The sequence below is a fragment of the Bradyrhizobium sp. CCBAU 11357 genome, from assembly GCF_028128865.1.
GTDB lineage: Bacteria > Pseudomonadota > Alphaproteobacteria > Rhizobiales > Xanthobacteraceae > Bradyrhizobium.
Genome location: NZ_LBJW01000103.1, coordinates 178,473 through 193,808 on the forward strand (window position 1 = coordinate 178,473; position 15,336 = coordinate 193,808).

A 15,336-nucleotide genomic window follows, 5' to 3' on the forward strand; every position below is an offset into this window, starting at 1 on the left:
GCACTATGGTGGGTATGGCGGGCGGGCTCGACGTCGCTGGCCGGTGACTTGACGCCTCCAATCGCAAGTGCGCTCCCTCTCGCGCTTGCGGGAGAGGGCTGGGGAGAGGGTGTTTCCGCGCCGGGACAATCCCTAGAGGAGAAAAGCCTCACCCGCGCCTAAGCCTGTCATCGGGCGGCCCTTCGGCGCGACCCGGTGGACGCGACCTCTCCCGCATCCGCCTTCGCCAAAGGCTTCGGGGGACAAGAGCGGGAGAGTTTGGACCGAGCCCGCGGCGAGCAATTCCAATGCCACCGGGTTCAGGCAGACGGCGTCACTCGCCGTCGAGGCCGCTCTCGGCGAGCTCGCGCAGCGCGTCGGTATCCAGCACGACGATGGCGCCGTGCTCGAGGCGGACCCAGTTTCGGCCGGCCCAGGCACGCAATTGCTTGTTGATGCTCTCGCGCGTCATCCCGACCATCTCGCTGATCTCCTGCTGCGTGATGGCGAGCGTGCCGCTGCCGGAATCGAACTTGCGCTCTTCAGTGAGACCTAGCAGCGCACTGGCAAGCCGGCCCGGCAAATTCTGCAGGATCACCTGCTCGACCTGCTGACTGGTCCAGCGCAGACGCGCGCACAGCAGCTCGATGAATTTCATCGCCAGCGCCGGCTGGCTCTTCACGAACGGCAGGAAGTCTCGGCGATCGATGACGTAGAGCTCGCAATTGGTATTGGCGGTCGCATCCGCCGACCTGGGCGCCCCGTCGAGCACGGCGATCTCGCCAAAGATCTCTCCCGGACCGATCAGATTGAGGATCGCGTTCCGTCCGTCAGGCGAGGAGGAGGAAATCTTCACCGTGCCAGAAATCACCGCGAACAGATTGTTGCCGGGATCGCCCTTGGCGGCGATCGTGGCGCCACGCTTGACGTTGGTGTGCTTGGCGTAGCGGCAAAGCTGATCGAGCGCCTCCGGCTCCAGATCCGCGAAGATCGGGTGCTTGCGCAGGACCGATAGTTTGTTGCCCGCCTGTTGTCGGGGGTCGCCGGTCTTGTCCTGAGGCACGCCGGAGCTCCTAAGACTACGAGGCATCGAGTTCCTGCGTAGTCAACGTTACCAGGCATTTCAACCGGAAAGCACGCGCTCGATTTGAGCCAAATGCCACGAAAAGGCCGGTAACGTCGGAAGTCAGCAGCCGAAAGCTGCGGCGATGCGTCTTCTTCGACGCAGAGTTGCGGATTACGCAAACCGCGATTGCGTCGAGACGCTGCCGAGGGCCAGCGGCCGCCTGGGCAAGTATCGGCCCTGGCGCGCTGGACTCGGACCTAGACCTGAAGAAGCTTCAGAGCCTGGAATCCGGATCGAGCCGGCCCGCGCCGGTTTGCCGGTCGGCCTAAGCCAAAGCTACGGCGAACGCGACGAAGATCGCGACGACGATAACGGTCACCAGCAACGCGTCAGCAGGCATCATCCCCTCCCGGATTTGTCTCCGGCATGATTTTGCGGGGGCGTGGCCGCCGTCATTGATCGGGATCAAATTGCCGCGAGCGTCGCGGACAGGAGGTCAGGCTGCGGCGATGGCCTCGACGCGAGCGGGATCGAGCAGGCTGATGCCGCCGTGAATGATCTCGATCACGCCGAGACGCTCCAGCTTGGTAAAGGTGCGGCTGACGGTCTCGATGGTCAGGCCGAGATAATCGGCAATGTCCTGGCGGCTCATCGGAAGCGCGACCATGTCGGACGGACCCTTGAGCGCGACCAGCCGCTCACGCCAGCCGAGCAAAAAAGTCGCGACCTTCTCGTCGGCCGAGCGGCGGCCGAGCAGAACCATATGGTCGCGCGCCTGACTCAACTCGCGAACGGCCAGCTCGTTGATGCGCCTGAGCAATTGCGGCCGCTCTTCGGTGAAGCGGCCGAATGGCCCTCTTGGGAATTGGCACACGTTCACCACGCCGATCGCATCGGCCGAAAAATTGTGCCGGCCGGACAGATTCATCCCCAGGAAATCACCGGGCAAGGCAAAGCCGACGATTTGCCGCCGGCCGTCGGGCAGCAGTTTGTAAAGCCGCATGACGCCTTCGAGGACGTTGTAGAACGAGGTCGTGATGTCCTCCTCGGAAAACACGGTCTCGCCCGAATCAAAATGGACGCGGCGGCCGAGATGCTCGAACTCCCGGAGTTCGGCTGCATCGAGCGACGAGCAGACCGCCGCTCCGCGCACGGCACAATCGTCGCAAAAATGCCCGTTCGGCTCACTCGTGACCACGGAAGGCTTCATCCACCGCTCCCCCGCGCCGGCCGCTCCCGACGTCAGGCCGAGTCCACCGCGCGGCTGCATTTTACTGCACCGAACCGCAGCCGATTGACCCAGATCAAATTAGAGCGGCATCGCCGTCATATTCTGCTTCCACGGTTCGACGGGATGATTTTTCCATGCTGCAAAGCGCACGGCGCCACGGCCTGATTGGGCTGCTTCTGATCACGCCTGCGCTAGCGGCCCCGACCGCCGAACAACGCGGCAAGGCTTTTGCCCGAGCCAATTGCGCACGCTGTCACGCGATCGACCGTGCCTCCAAGAGCCCCCTGGAGATCGCACCTCCGCTACGCAACCTGCATCGGCGCTATCCGATCAACAGCCTTGGCGAAGCGCTGGCCGAGGGGATCTCCACCGGACATTCCGACATGCCGGCCTTCGAGCTCAGCCCGGACCAGATCCACGACCTGCTGTTCTACCTGAAGACGCTGGAATAGTCGGCCTCACACCGCCTGCACGGTCCACCCGATCAGTTCCTTCGCGATGCGTGCGAAGGCCGTATCGAAGGCGGCGACTGAAGCGGCCGGATCGACCTTGTCGAGCTTTTCGCTGGTCTCGATGAGCCGCGATGCGATCACCTTGCCGTTCTTGTCGACGATCCGCGCCGACAATCCGATCTCGGCCCGAGCCTCCCCATCCGTCGCGATCCGAAAGCGCCGGATGTCGATCAAGAGCTGGTAATCCGCCGGCCCGAGATCCGTCGTGCGCAGCGGGGCGTGGGCGATGTCGTAGTTCTCGAAACTGTCGATCAGGCGTGCCTGCACCAGCTTCGGAATGCTGTCAGCCCAGAGGAAGTCCGCAAAGCCCGGGCTGTCCCCGCTGGGCGCGAACAGCATGCGCTGGGTCTGCAGCATCGCCACCGCCGTCGGCTCGGGAATTGCCAGGGACGCGGACAGCGTTTTGCCGGCCGGCCCGAGATTCTGTGGCGTGCGCAGGTCGTAGGTGACCTTCTGCGCGGGCGTGCCGCCGCCGGTCATCTTGTCGAGGCCCGCCAGGATGCCGTCGACCTTGCCGGTGTTGCGCGCGAGGCCGTCGGAGAAGGTCTTGAAATTGGCGATGGTGTCCTTCAGCGGGCCGGAACTGTCCTGAAGCACCGTGTCGACCCGCCGCAGCGCATCCCGCGCCGCTTGCGTCATGCTCTGGCCGGCTCCGGCCTCCGCGATCAAGGTCGGCAGCTCGCCGGACCTGGCGACGATCACGCCGCCCTCCAACGTCACCACGGGAACGCCGGTCAGGCCCTGGAATTCGAGCCCGACCTTGGTGTCGGCACGCACCGGCGTCGCAGTTGCAACCGAGATCGTGGCATTGACGAAGCGCGGGTTATCAGGCGCTAGCCCGAGCTGGGTGACCTCCCCGACCCGAATGCCGTTGAACAGCACGCCGGCGCCGACGAGGAGGCCGGGCACCGGCCCCTGGAATTGCACGTGGTAGTTCGTGCGCGGCCCGATGCCGCCAGTGTTGTTCAGCCAATAGACGAAGCCGAACACCGCGACGATCGCGGCCAGCACGAAACTGCCGATCAGCACATAGGGAGCGCGGGTTTCCATCTCTCATCTCATCTCGTGTTGCAGCATCTGCGAGCGCTTGCCGTGAAAATAGGCGCGCACCCAGGGATGCTCGGATTGCAGCAATTCTCGCATCGGGCCGATCGCCACGATCTTGCCGTCGGCGAGCGCGGCGACGCGGTCGCAGACCGTGGTCAGGCTCGCGAGGTCATGGGTCACCATGAACACGGTGAGCTCCAGGGTCTTTTGCAGCGTCTTGATCAGCGCGTCGAATTCGCCGGCGGCGATCGGGTCGAGGCCCGAGGTCGGTTCGTCCAGGAACAGGATCGGTGGATCGAGCGCGAGCGCGCGCGCCAGCGCCACGCGCTTGGTCATGCCGCCGGACAGCTCCGTCGGATATTTGTCGGCGTCCTCGGCACGCAGACCGACCATTTCGAGCTTGGCGATCGCGATCTCGTCCATCAACTCCTGCGACAGGACGAGATTTTCGCGCAAGGGAAACTGGACGTTCTGGCGCACCGTCAGCGAGGAGAACAGCGCGCCCTGCTGGAACAGGATGCCCCAGGCCATCGCCGCGCCTCGGCCGTGGCCGCCGGTGGGTTGTCCCATGACCTCGATGATCCCGCTCCGGGGCGGGATGAGGCCGATGATGGTCCGCATCAAGACCGACTTGCCGCCGCCGGATGCGCCCACCAGCCCGAGAATCTCGCCGCGGCGGACGTCGAGCGACAGATGGTCGAGCACGGTCTGACGACCGAAGCCGACCACGAGATCGCGGACGCGGATCGCGAACTGATCTTGCGAGTCTTCCATCGTCACATTCCGATCGAGGCAAAGAAGATAGCGAACAGGCCGTCGAGCACGATCACCAGGAAGATCGATTTCACCACCGACGTCGTGGTCTGCCGCCCCAGCGACTCCGCGCTGCCCTTGACGCGCAATCCCTCGCTGCAGGCCACGATCCCGATCACCAGCGCCATGAACGGCGCCTTCAGGATGCCCACCTCGAAATGCGCGACGGAAATCGCCTCGTGCAGCCGCGCGATGTAGATCGCCGGCCCCATGTCGCCATAGAACTGCGCGACCAGCCCGCCGCCATAGAGCGCGGCAATCGATCCGATGAAGGTGAGGATGGGCAGCGCAATGACCAGGGCCGCGACGCGCGGCAGGATCAGGACGTCGATGGGATCGAGCCCCATGGTCGAGAGTGCGTCGATCTCTTCGCGCATCTTCATCGAGCCGAGCTCTGCGGTGTAGGCGCTGCCTGACCTGCCGGCGACCATGATGGCGACGATCAGCACGCCGAGCTCCCGCAGCACCAGGATGCCGACCATGTCGACCGTATACGACTCCGCGCCGAATCTGCGGAAGTGGAAGAAGCCCTGCTGCGCGATGATGGCGCCGATCAGGAAGGTGATCAGCGTGACGATGGGGATCGCCTGCCAGCCGATGCGATGGAGCTGATACACCAGGGAGGTCAGCCGCAGCGAACGCGGCCGGCGCAGCACGCCGACGACGGCCATGAACAAGGCGCCGAGCATCTGAAGGAAGATCGTGATGTCTTCCCGCGCCCCGACCGTGGACTTGCCGAGCTCGCCCAACCTCGCCAGAACCGGATTGGGCGCAGCGCTTGGAGCTGGCGTGCGACGGTTGACCTGGCGCACCTCGTCCATCAGCCCGCTGAAATGATCGGCGACGCCGACGAACTCGGCCGACCTGCCGGACGATGCGGCCCTGCGCGAGAGCTTCTCCAGGACCCAGGCGCCGAGCGTATCGAGCGCGCTGATGCCCGACAAGTCCAGCGTTACGGCGCGCGAGCGATCGACGTCGCCCCCGACCGACCGCGACAGCGTCTCCAGCGACACCACGTTCGCGGCGGTCCATGGCCCCTCGGGGCGCAATTTCAGCACGTCGTCGGACGGCGTCGCGTGCAGCAGCGGTTCGTGGTTCACGCCTTCCACCTCATCGGGACAGTTGGTCCCTTCAGCCGGCATTTCTAGGCCAGCATCTGGCGGTCGGATTGACCTGTCTCAAGACTCTGAGCGGGCTCCGCCTCTTGACGCAAATCAAGCGCGATCGCGCGAGCCGGTCTTAGGCTCGCTCGGATGCAATGAGGACACCAATCCATGTTCGACAGTGACAGGATGAGCGAGGAATTGCGGGCGCTGCAGGTCGACGTCACGCGCCTGTTGAGCACCGCCGGCGAGGAGATGTTCGAGAGCTCGAAAGCTCGCACCGAAGCGCTCGCCGATCAGATCAGGGCCGCGCTCGCCGAGCTCGGCGAGACCGTCGAACAAGAGGGGGAGCAGCTCCAGGGCCTCGTTGCGGAGCGCCCGATCACCTCGCTCGCCTCCGCCTTCGCGCTGGGCGTAGTCGTCGGCTTCATGCTGAGGAGACACTAGGTGAATACCGAGAATGTCGTCAAACATCTGCGCGTGCTGTGGCGAACCGACAGGATCATCGCGGACATCAGGCTGCGCCATTTGCTGATCGGCCTCGGCCTGCGCGCCTTTGCGGCGCTGATCGCCGCGTTCGGGCTCCTGATGCTGGAGCTGGCGGCCTATTTCGCGCTGGTGCAGATCTGGAGCGCGATTGCCGCGTCCGCCATCCTCGGCGCCGTCAACTTCGTCATCGCGGCCGCTCTCTTCCTGATCGCCGGCCGCGCCCCGTCAGGGCGTGACATCGAGCTCGCCAGCGAAATTCACGACACTTCGATCGAAGCCCTCCAGCTCGAGGCACGAGCGCTCCAGGCCCAGGTGTCAGGCGCGGTGCATCATCCGCTCAGCACGATCGTGCCGGTGCTGGTGCCGCTGATTGCGATCATCATCAAGAATCTGCGGACGACGGCCAGGACGTCAAACGATGCAAGTTCGGCCGAGGCACAATCGTAGCTGACGCGCTCAGAGCTTCAGCCTGACGTCGCAGATTTCAGGCTCGGCCGGGTCCGGCTTGACCTCGAAGCCGAGCTGCCGGCACATGTCGAGCATCACGGTGTTCTCCTGCAGCACGTCGCCCGATATGGTCTTCAACCCTTCCGACCGCGCGTAGTCGATGATCAGCTGCATCAGGGCCCAGCCGAGCCCCCTGCCCTTGAGGTCGGACCGCAGCAGGATCGCGTATTCGCCGGTCTCGTAGATCGAGTCGGAATGGAGCCGGACCACGCCGACCATTTCGCCGGTAGCCTCGTCGAACGCGATGAAGGCCATCGCGCGCGCATAGTCGAGCTGGGTCAGGCGTGCGATGAATTCGTGGGTGAACTCCTTCATCGGGGCAAAGAAGCGCAGGCGAAGGTCGTGCGCCGTGACGTGACGCAGGAATTCGTGGATGGTCGGCTCGTCCTCGGGACGCAGGGGCCGGACCAAGATGCGCCAATCGTCCTTGAGCTTGAGGCGCCGCTCCCATTGCGACGGATAGGCACGAACGGCGAAATTGGCAGGGCCAGAGCCGGCGAACTTCCGCTGCGGCGGCTCGACCGCGACGCGCGCATCTACCGCGGTCACGCCGGTTTCGTCCGCCAGCAGCGGATTGATGTCGAATTCGCGTATCTCGGGAATGTCGGCCGCCATCTGCGCCAGCTTGACCAGCACCATGGCGACGGCATCCTGCTTGACCGCCGGCACGTCGCGATAGGCCTTTAGCAGCCGCGACACACGCGTGCGATCGATCAGATCGCGAGCCAGTTGCAGGTCGAGCGGCGGCAGCGCCAGCGCCTTGTCGTTGATGATCTCCACCGCCGTGCCGCCGCGGCCGAAAACGACCACCGTGCCGAAGGTCGGATCGTCGGCGAGACCCAGGATCAGCTCACGAGCCTTTGCCTTGACGACCATGGCCTGGACGATGACGCCGCCGATGCGGGCCTCGGGCCGCAGCTTTCTGGCTCGCGCAAGAATGTCCGTGGCCGCCGCACGCACGGCCTCCGAGGTCGTCAGATTGAGCACGACGCCGCCGACATCGGATTTGTGGGTGATGTCCCGCGACAGGATCTTCAGGACGACGGTGCCGCCTTGCGCGAAGATGTCCTTTGCATAGGTCACCGCCTGCTCGACATCGGCTGCCGCATAGGTCGGCACCATCGCGATGTCGTAGGCTTCGAGCAGGTGCTTGATCTCGACAGGCTCGAGCCACTGGCGGCCATCCGCGATCGCGGCCGTGACGATCTCTCTGGCGCCCCTGGCATCCGGAACGAACGTATCGGGCATCGCGGGAGGGACCTGGCTCAGCTCCTCCACGACTTCGCGGTGCCGGACCAGATGCATGAAGCCGCGCACGGCATCGTCCTCGGTGGGATAGTTCGGCACGCCGGCGCTGGAGAGTGCCTGGACGATGTGCTGATCGGCGCCGACCCAGGCCGCCAGCACGGGCTTTGCCCATCGGCGGTGCTGCTCGCGATACTTAGCCACGAGCTCCGTCACGGTCTTGGCGATCTCGGCGGCCGATGCGATTGCCGTCTGCACGTTGAGGACGAGAACTGCGTCGTTGTCGCGGTCGGCCAGCAGTTCCTCCAGCGCCGCCGCGTAGCGCGAGGCGTCGGCGTCGCCCACGATGTCGACGGGGTTTGCACCCGACCAGGTCGGCGGCAGCGCCGCATCGAGCTTCCTGCGCGTATCGGTCGAGATGGTTGCCGGAATACCTCCGAGCTCGACCAGGCGATCGACGGCAAGGACGCCGATGCCGCCACCATTGGTCAGGATGGCGAGACGCTTGCCGGTCGGCGATTCGACGCGGCCGAGTGTCTCGGCACAATCGAACAGCTCGCGCAGGTCGGACACCCGCAACACGCCCGCGCGGCGGAACGCCGCATCATAGACAGCGTCGGCACCGGCGAGCGCCCCGGTATGCGTGGCGGCGGCCTTCGCACCCTGCGCCATGCGGCCGGACTTCACCACCACGACCGGCTTCACCCGCGCGGCCGCGCGCGCCGCCGACATGAATTTGCGCGCGTCCTTGATCGCCTCGATGTAGAGCAGGATCGCGCGGGTCTTGTGATCCATCGCGAAATGATCGAGCAGATCGGCAATGTCGACGTCGATCTGATCGCCGATCGAGACGATGCCGGAGAAGCCGACGCCGCGCTGCGCGGCCCAATCCACCATTCCGGCGGCAATGGCGCCCGATTGCGAGATCAGCGCGAGGTTGCCGGCCCGCGGCATGTGCGCGGCGAAACTGGCATTCAGGCTGACGCCCGGCATCATGATGCCGAGGCAGTTCGGTCCGATCAGCCGCATGCCGTGTTTGCGCGCGGCAGCGCTGGTCGCCTCGTGCAGCGATCCCGGTCCCTGGCCGAGCCCGGCCGAGACGATCAGCGCCCCCGCAGACCCACGGCGCCCGGCCTGGTCGACGATGCCTGGTATCTCGCCCGCGGGCGCGGTGACGACGACGAGCTCGGGCACGAAGTCCAGCCTGTCCAGGCTCTTCACCGCCGCGATGCCGCCGATCTCGGCGTGGCGCGGATTGACGAGGCCAAACCGCCCCTTGAATCCGGCCTTGCCAATGTTCTCCAGGACGGCGCGTCCCACGGACGCCGGACGCGCGCTCGCGCCGACGAGCGCGACCGAGCGCGGCGACAGCAGGTTGTTCAGACGATAAGTCGACATGAAAACAAATGCACCGCCTCGGCGGCGGTTCCGATGATTGACGATCCGGCTGGACGAAGAGGCCTAGTGCGAGATCATAACCCAGCACGGTGGCTGGCCAATGACGGTCTTTGTCACACCGCCCCACACGATCTCGTTCAGGCGCGAATGATGATAGGCGCCCATCACGATGGCATCGATGCCATGGGAATTCGCCCAGCTTCCCAGTACTTTGCCGGTCGAGCTGCCGCCCCCCTTCGTGGTTTCGAACGAGGCAAAGACGCCGTGTTCCCGCAAATGGTCGACGAGCGCCGCTCCGGATTGCAGGACCGCGTCAGTCTTGTCCTCCGCTACGGTCAGCACACGAACCGAGGTGGCAGCCTGAAGAATGGGCAACGCATCTCCCGCCGCACGCGCGGCCCGTGCGGAATGATCCCAGGCAATCACGACGTTCTCGACTTCGGGCCGGAGCTCGTCGGCGCGATGTTCGGGACAGAGCAGAAGCGGCCGTCCGGATTCGAACAACAACGCTTCGATGATGGCCTCCGTTCGACTGTCGTGCGGCTTCACGGGAACCAGCGTGAGGTCGCTGAAGCGAGCGTGCTCGGCCAGGATCGCTCCGATCTGATCCGCGGGCACCTTGCCCGACCGGCTCTGGGCGCGGATGTTGGCGCGGGAAGCCGCATTGCTGAAGGCATTCAGCAGCTGGTGCATGTCGCTGGCCTGGCGGCCGGCCTGCACGGAAGCGCGATCGTCGGGCAACATCACCTTCGGCCGCTCGAAGACATCTTCCTCGAGCGCGAGCGCGGTGATCCTGGCGCCGAGATCGGCGGCCACAGCAACGCATTTCTCGATCGCAACCAGGGCTGGCCCGCGCGGCTGGCCGACAAGGGGCAGAAACACATCCTTGATGGGCATCGGAATTCTCCTGAGCCACCATCATAGGCCGGCTGTCGTCGAGACCCTTGATCCGCGTCAAAGCACGAGATTCCCAAACGACCGGGACGCGCGTTGAGCAAGATCAAGGACTGGCCGCGATCGCGTTCTAGGGGTTAACCTGGTTGCGGCCGGACCGCCCTCCGACGCACCGAACGAGCCAGGAATGACTGACGATTCAGCAACCCAGGACCGGATCTTTGCGGCTCTCACGTCCGCCATGCAGCCTGACGTGAAGCGGATCGACACACACGCAGCTTCGGTGCTTCTCTACGGTGACCGAGCGCTGAAGATCAAGCGCGCCGTCCAATTTCCCTTCCTCGACTATTCGACGCTCGAGAAGCGCAAGGCGGCCTGCGAGGAGGAGATCCGGATCAATCGGCCCCTGGCGCCGCAGATCTATCATGGCGTCGCGGCGATCACGGAAGAGCCGGATGGATCGGTGAAGGTCGACGGCGCCGGCCGGCCGATCGAGTATGCGGTCGATATGTCGCGCTTCGACGAAAGCAGGACGCTGGATCATCTGGCCAAGGCCGGCCTGCTGGACGCGAAGCTTGCCTCGGCCGCGGCCGACGCAATCGCGGCGTCGCACGTGGCGGCGACACGCGCGGACGGACAAGCGTGGGTCTCCTCCATCCCGGCCCTGATCGACGGCAACACGGATGGTCTGCGGGCCGGCGGACATTTCGGCGCAGAGATCGAGCAACTCGGCAAGGCCTCGCACACGGCCCATCTGCGTATTCGCGCCCTGCTCGCAGAGCGCGGCCGCCGGGGCTTCGTGCGCCGCTGCCATGGCGATCTGCATCTGGCAAACATCGTCATGATCGATGATCGGCCCGTGCTGTTCGATGCGATCGAGTTCGATGCGCAGATGGCGACGGTCGACGTGCTCTACGATCTCGCATTCACGCTGATGGACCTGTTGCAGCATCATCAGCCGAGCGCGGCAAACATGGTGCTGAACCGCTATCTCGCCGCGACGCCGGCCGACAACCTCGACGCGCTCTCGACCCTGCCGCTATTCATGTCGATCCGGGCGGCGATCCGCGCCCAGGTGACCTTGGCGCGGCTCAAGCGGCCGCATTCCGACGGTCCCGGCATTTTCGACCAGGCACGACGCTATTTCGAGCTCGCAGGGATGCTGATCCGTCCTCCTGCTCCGCGCCTGATTGCGGTGGGCGGACTGTCCGGCACCGGAAAGACCGCCTTGGCGCACGCGCTCGCGCCGCTCGTCGCACCGGAACCAGGCGCCGTCGTGCTGCGTAGCGATCTCGTCCGCAAGCAGATGTTCGGGGTCGAAGACACCCACCGCCTGCCGCCTTCGGCCTATACGCCGGAGGTCACGGCCCGCGTCTACGACACGCTGGTCCAGCATGCCCGGCGCGTGCTGGCGCAAGGCCATTCGGCGATCATCGACGGCGTATTCGCGCGCGAGGACGAACGCGACGCGATCGCGGCTCTGGCGCGCGAGCGCAACGTGGCGTTGAACGGGCTGTTCCTGGTCGCGGACCTTGCGACCCGGAAGGCGCGCATCGGCGGCCGCCGGGGAGACGCATCGGACGCCACGCCGGAGGTTGCCGCGCTGCAAGAGCACTATAATATCGGCCATGTCGGCTGGGCGATCATCGATGCATCCGGGACGCTAGAGCAGACGCTTCAGAACTGCCGAAGCGCCATCGCTGAGGGGCAAACAAGGCAATCAGACTGATGCAGGCAAGGAAGTCGCGACCCACCACGCGCTCGACGGCGACCACGCATGCCGTGCCGGCAACGCGGCGCAGCGCGCTGCCGGCCTGCCTCAGCCCCGGCATGGCCTGCGACACGGCCTTCCGGATCATCGCCCGCCGTCACCTCGACGCTGTGATCGCTCAGCACGACGGCACCTGCCGCGGCGATCCCGATGCGCTGCACCAGATCCGGATCGCCCTGACGCATCTGCGGACTGCCATCCGCTTCTTCTCGCCGATGGTCGACGATGCGCTGCGGCCGGAGGTCTGGGCCGAACTGAAATGGCTGAACGGTCAGCTCGGCATGGTGCGGGACCTCGACGTGGCCATCGAGCGGATCGTCGCGGAGAGTGGCACCGAGCTCGCCGTGGTCGCCGAGCTTCAGCGCTGGGACGAGAAGCGCGCGGAGAGTCACCGGCTGCTGGCGCGCGCGCTGCAATCCGCGCGGTATCGCCGCCTGGTCGAGCAAACCTCAACCTGGATCGAAAGCGGACCCTGGTCGACCCGCCGCAGCAAGGAAGCCATCCGGCTGCGCCGCCGCACCCTCGCCGACCATGCGACGGAACGGCTGACCGAGTGGGAGACGACGCTGCTCAAGAAGGCCCGGAGGCTGAAGAAGCTCGATGTCGAGAAACGTCACAAGCTGCGCCTCCTCAACAAGCGGATGACCTATTCGGTCGAGTCGCTTGCGGATCTGTTCGCCGATGGGGCGGCGAAGCAGAAGTCCATCCTCAAGCAATTGCGCAAGGCACAACGGTCGCTCGGACAATTGAACGACGATGCACGCGGACAAGCATTGGCGGCGTCATTGAATGGCGCCGGCCTCGAAGCCAGTAATCGATTCCTCGATCGCAAGCGGGAAAAGAAGCTGTTGCGGAAGGCCTCGGAGGCCTACCGGAAACTGGACAAGACCAAACCGTTCGGCTCCTCGGATCTCGCGCCGGGTTCGGAGCCGGAGGCTTAGGGATCGTCGCCGCGGAGAACCAAGCTGATCGCGGCAGAGTTCAGCTCGGAATGACGGCGGTGGCTTCGATCTCGACGCGCGCCGCCTTCTCGACGAGGCGGACGACCTGAACCAGCGCCATCGCCGGATAGTGCGCTCCGAAGACGTCGCGGTAGACCTTGCCGAGCTCCTTCAGATTGGCCAGGTACTCGTCCATGTCGACGACGTACCAGGTCAGCCGCACGAGGTGCTCGGGCCGGGCACCGGCCTCGGCCAGGATCGCGGCGATGTTGTCGAGGGTCTGGCGCACCTGCGCGACGAAGCCGTCCGCAAGACGCTCCTCCGCGTCCCAGCCGATCACCCCGCCGGTGACGACGATGCGTCCCTCGGCAGCGATGCCGTTGGCATAGCCCTTTGGCAGCGGCCAGCCTGACGGCTGCAGGATCTGCGCCTTGATGCGCGTTCCATCCTCGGCTGCGGTTGGCAGCACCGCGAGTTGCGGGCTTTTCGGCGTCGTCACTGACAATTCTCTATCCTTCTCTCATTCCGCGGCGACGCCCGAGGACGTCACTGCAGCCTGCGCCAGCTGCCGCAGGGCAAAGCGCTTCAGCTTGCCGGTCTCGGTCTTCGGCAATTGCGCCACGAACTCGATGGCGCGTGGATATTTGTACGGCGCGATCTCGCGTTTGACATGCTCCTGCAACTCGGCCACCAGCTGAGCGTCAGGCGTCACGCCGGGCGCGGCAATGACATAGGCCTTCACGATCATGCCGCGGGCCTCGTCGGGCGCACCGACCACACCGCATTCGGCGACCGCCGGATGCGTGAGCAGCGCCGCTTCGACGTCAGTCCCCGCGATGTTGTAGCCGGCCGACACGATCATGTCGTCGGAGCGCGACTGGTACCAGAAATAGCCGTCGCTATCCATCAAATAGGTGTCGCCGGTGATGTTCCAGCCGTTCTGGACGTATTTCCGCTGCCGCTCGTCGGACAGATAGCGGCAGCCGGTCGGCCCGCGCACGGCGAGACGGCCCATCGTTCCCGGCGGCACATCGCGGCCCTCATCATCGACGATCTTGGCTTCATAGCCCGGCACGGGCTTGCCGGTGGCGCCGGGGCGGATCTCGTCCTCGGTCGCGCTGATGAAGATGTGCAGCATCTCGGTCGAACCGATGCCGTCCATCAGCTTGATCCCGGTCGCCTTGAGCCAGGCATCGAATGTCGGCTTGGGAAGGGTCTCGCCCGCGGAGACGCATTTGCGGAGCGAAGAAATGTTTCGGCCCGCGAGCTTGCCGAGCATGGCGCGGTATGCGGTCGGGGCCGTGAAGCAGACCGTGGTCTTGTACTGCTCGATCGCATTCAGAATGTCATCCGGCGTCGTCTTCTCGAGCACGACGAAGGAGGCGCCGATATGCATCGGAAACAGCACGCCGCCGAAGCCGAAAGTGAAGGCGAGCGGGGCCGAGCCGACGAAGCGATCCTTTTGCTCGGCGCGCAGGATGTTGCGTGCGTAGCCGTCGCAGACCGCGAGCATGTCGCGGTGGAAATGCATGGTGCCTTTGGGATCCCCGGTCGTGCCCGAGGTGAAGGCGATCAGGCAGATGTCGTCGGCGGCGGTATCGACGGCTTTGAACTCCGGGCTCGCATCCGCGATCAGCGCTTCGAGCGAATCCGCCGCGCCATTGCCCCAATAGATCACGTGTTTGAGGCCGGGTGCCGCAGCTTTCGCCTTCTCCATTTCCTCGGAGAGCTTACCGTCGCACAGCGCCAGCGTGATCTCCGCCTTCTGGATCGGATAGGACAGCTCCTTGGCGCGCAGCAGCGGCATCGTCGCGACGCAAATCCCGCCGGCCTTGATCACCGCGAGATAGGTCGCAACCATCATCGGGTTGTTGGCCGAGCGCAGCAGCACGCGCCCGCCGGTGACGAGACCGAGCTTGCCAACCAGCACATTGGCGATGCGGTTCACCAGCGCCTGCAGCTCGCGATAGGTGAAGCTGACGGCTGGGCTGATGACGCAAGGGGCATCGCCCTGGCCCTGCTCGACCCAGCGATCGAGGAAATAGCTGACGCAGTTCAGTCGCGGTGGATAGTGCAGCTCCGGCCGCGTGAAGATGAATTCGGGCCAGAGCTCGCGCGGCGGCAGGTGTTGCCGCGCGAACGTATCGACATGGGCCGTCGCGGCGCTGCCGTCAGACGAGCCCGTTACTTGAATCTTGGCGGCGTTGGCCATCGCACGCTCCTTTCAGCATGGATTGCACCCGGCAGCACGATCTGGAAAACATTTTAGGCTTAAAACAATTTCGCGCAATAGGGGATTTTGGGCATCCCGTGCTTTTTCATGCGGCAAAGGGGTGGGCG

At 65.2% G+C, this 15,336-nt stretch carries 14 protein-coding genes; 5 read left to right on the forward strand and 9 right to left on the reverse strand.

What is annotated here, in order from left to right; all coding sequences use genetic code 11:
* Nucleotides 1-313: 313 nt before the first annotated feature.
* Complete coding sequence (locus XI05_RS21580) at nucleotides 314-1,042, reverse strand: Crp/Fnr family transcriptional regulator (RefSeq protein ID WP_271505360.1); 729 nt, start codon at nucleotides 1,040-1,042, stop codon at nucleotides 314-316.
* A gap of 499 nt (nucleotides 1,043-1,541) precedes the next feature.
* On the reverse strand, nucleotides 1,542-2,255 hold the full coding sequence (locus tag XI05_RS21585; RefSeq protein WP_271505361.1) for a helix-turn-helix domain-containing protein: 714 nt from the start codon (nucleotides 2,253-2,255) through the stop codon (nucleotides 1,542-1,544).
* 155 nt (nucleotides 2,256-2,410) lie between these two features.
* Between XI05_RS21585 and XI05_RS21590 the strand changes: the two genes are divergently transcribed.
* Nucleotides 2,411-2,728 (forward strand): c-type cytochrome, encoded by a 318-nt coding sequence (locus tag XI05_RS21590; protein ID WP_271505362.1) that lies wholly within the window; start codon nucleotides 2,411-2,413, stop codon nucleotides 2,726-2,728.
* 6 nt (nucleotides 2,729-2,734) lie between these two features.
* Here XI05_RS21590 and XI05_RS21595 read toward each other — a convergent pair whose 3' ends face one another.
* From XI05_RS21595 to XI05_RS21605, 3 genes are read right to left on the reverse strand one after another with little or no spacing between them, the layout of a single operon-like run.
* Complete coding sequence (locus tag XI05_RS21595; protein ID WP_271505363.1) at nucleotides 2,735-3,838, reverse strand: ABC-type transport auxiliary lipoprotein family protein; 1,104 nt, start codon at nucleotides 3,836-3,838, stop codon at nucleotides 2,735-2,737.
* Between the two features lie 3 nt (nucleotides 3,839-3,841).
* Nucleotides 3,842-4,609 carry an ABC transporter ATP-binding protein gene (locus XI05_RS21600; RefSeq protein WP_271505364.1) on the reverse strand — a complete coding sequence of 256 codons (768 nt, stop codon included), beginning with the start codon at nucleotides 4,607-4,609 and terminating at the stop codon, nucleotides 3,842-3,844.
* A 2-nt stretch (nucleotides 4,610-4,611) separates the two neighbouring features.
* Nucleotides 4,612-5,748 (reverse strand): ABC transporter permease, encoded by a 1,137-nt coding sequence (locus XI05_RS21605; RefSeq protein WP_271505365.1) that lies wholly within the window; start codon nucleotides 5,746-5,748, stop codon nucleotides 4,612-4,614.
* 174 nt (nucleotides 5,749-5,922) lie between these two features.
* Between XI05_RS21605 and XI05_RS21610 the strand changes: the two genes are divergently transcribed.
* Both XI05_RS21610 and XI05_RS21615 read left to right on the forward strand, forming a co-directional pair.
* Nucleotides 5,923-6,198: a hypothetical protein gene (locus XI05_RS21610; RefSeq protein ID WP_271505366.1), complete on the forward strand. Its 276-nt coding sequence runs from the start codon at nucleotides 5,923-5,925 to the stop codon at nucleotides 6,196-6,198.
* The gene (locus tag XI05_RS21615) at nucleotides 6,199-6,687 is read left to right on the forward strand and encodes a phage holin family protein (RefSeq protein WP_271505367.1); all 489 of its coding nucleotides are present in this window, start codon (nucleotides 6,199-6,201) and stop codon (nucleotides 6,685-6,687) included.
* Nucleotides 6,688-6,696: 9 nt separating this feature from the next.
* Here XI05_RS21615 and XI05_RS21620 read toward each other — a convergent pair whose 3' ends face one another.
* Nucleotides 6,697-9,390, reverse strand: a complete 2,694-nt coding sequence (locus XI05_RS21620) for a bifunctional acetate--CoA ligase family protein/GNAT family N-acetyltransferase (protein ID WP_271505368.1) — start codon at nucleotides 9,388-9,390, stop codon at nucleotides 6,697-6,699.
* Between the two features lie 63 nt (nucleotides 9,391-9,453).
* Complete coding sequence (locus XI05_RS21625; RefSeq protein ID WP_271505369.1) at nucleotides 9,454-10,287, reverse strand: universal stress protein; 834 nt, start codon at nucleotides 10,285-10,287, stop codon at nucleotides 9,454-9,456.
* A gap of 184 nt (nucleotides 10,288-10,471) precedes the next feature.
* On the opposite strand from XI05_RS21625, the gene XI05_RS21630 reads away from it, so the two are divergent.
* Together XI05_RS21630 and XI05_RS21635 are read left to right on the forward strand one after the other, a co-directional pair.
* Nucleotides 10,472-12,013 (forward strand): bifunctional aminoglycoside phosphotransferase/ATP-binding protein, encoded by a 1,542-nt coding sequence (locus XI05_RS21630; RefSeq protein ID WP_271505370.1) that lies wholly within the window; start codon nucleotides 10,472-10,474, stop codon nucleotides 12,011-12,013.
* Nucleotides 12,013-12,996: a CHAD domain-containing protein gene (locus XI05_RS21635; protein ID WP_271505371.1), complete on the forward strand. Its 984-nt coding sequence runs from the start codon at nucleotides 12,013-12,015 to the stop codon at nucleotides 12,994-12,996. Before XI05_RS21630 ends, XI05_RS21635 begins: the two co-directional genes overlap by 1 nt.
* A gap of 40 nt (nucleotides 12,997-13,036) precedes the next feature.
* On the opposite strand, the gene XI05_RS21640 is transcribed toward XI05_RS21635, so the two are convergent.
* Entirely contained in the window at nucleotides 13,037-13,495 is a 459-nt protein-coding gene (locus XI05_RS21640; RefSeq protein ID WP_373569536.1) for a RidA family protein, read from the reverse strand.
* A 21-nt stretch (nucleotides 13,496-13,516) separates the two neighbouring features.
* Nucleotides 13,517-15,208, reverse strand: coding sequence for a benzoate-CoA ligase family protein (locus XI05_RS21645; protein ID WP_271505372.1), 1,692 nt, complete (start codon nucleotides 15,206-15,208; stop codon nucleotides 13,517-13,519).
* Nucleotides 15,209-15,336: the final 128 nt, after the last annotated feature.

Bases quoted from the DNA above. Each gene is read 5' to 3' on its own strand.
- XI05_RS21585 (WP_271505361.1), bottom strand. From the start codon at position 2,255: ATGAAGCCTTCCGTGGTCACGAGTGAGCCGAACGGGCATTTTTGCGAC.
- XI05_RS21625 (WP_271505369.1), bottom strand. From the start codon at position 10,287: ATGCCCATCAAGGATGTGTTTCTGCCCCTTGTCGGCCAGCCGCGCGGG.
- XI05_RS21620 (WP_271505368.1), bottom strand. From the start codon at position 9,390: ATGTCGACTTATCGTCTGAACAACCTGCTGTCGCCGCGCTCGGTCGCG.
- XI05_RS21595 (WP_271505363.1), bottom strand. From the start codon at position 3,838: ATGGAAACCCGCGCTCCCTATGTGCTGATCGGCAGTTTCGTGCTGGCC.
- XI05_RS21645 (WP_271505372.1), bottom strand. From the start codon at position 15,208: ATGGCCAACGCCGCCAAGATTCAAGTAACGGGCTCGTCTGACGGCAGC.
- XI05_RS21610 (WP_271505366.1), top strand. From the start codon at position 5,923: ATGTTCGACAGTGACAGGATGAGCGAGGAATTGCGGGCGCTGCAGGTC.
- XI05_RS21600 (WP_271505364.1), bottom strand. From the start codon at position 4,609: ATGGAAGACTCGCAAGATCAGTTCGCGATCCGCGTCCGCGATCTCGTG.
- XI05_RS21590 (WP_271505362.1), top strand. From the start codon at position 2,411: ATGCTGCAAAGCGCACGGCGCCACGGCCTGATTGGGCTGCTTCTGATC.
- XI05_RS21635 (WP_271505371.1), top strand. From the start codon at position 12,013: ATGCAGGCAAGGAAGTCGCGACCCACCACGCGCTCGACGGCGACCACG.
- XI05_RS21630 (WP_271505370.1), top strand. From the start codon at position 10,472: ATGACTGACGATTCAGCAACCCAGGACCGGATCTTTGCGGCTCTCACG.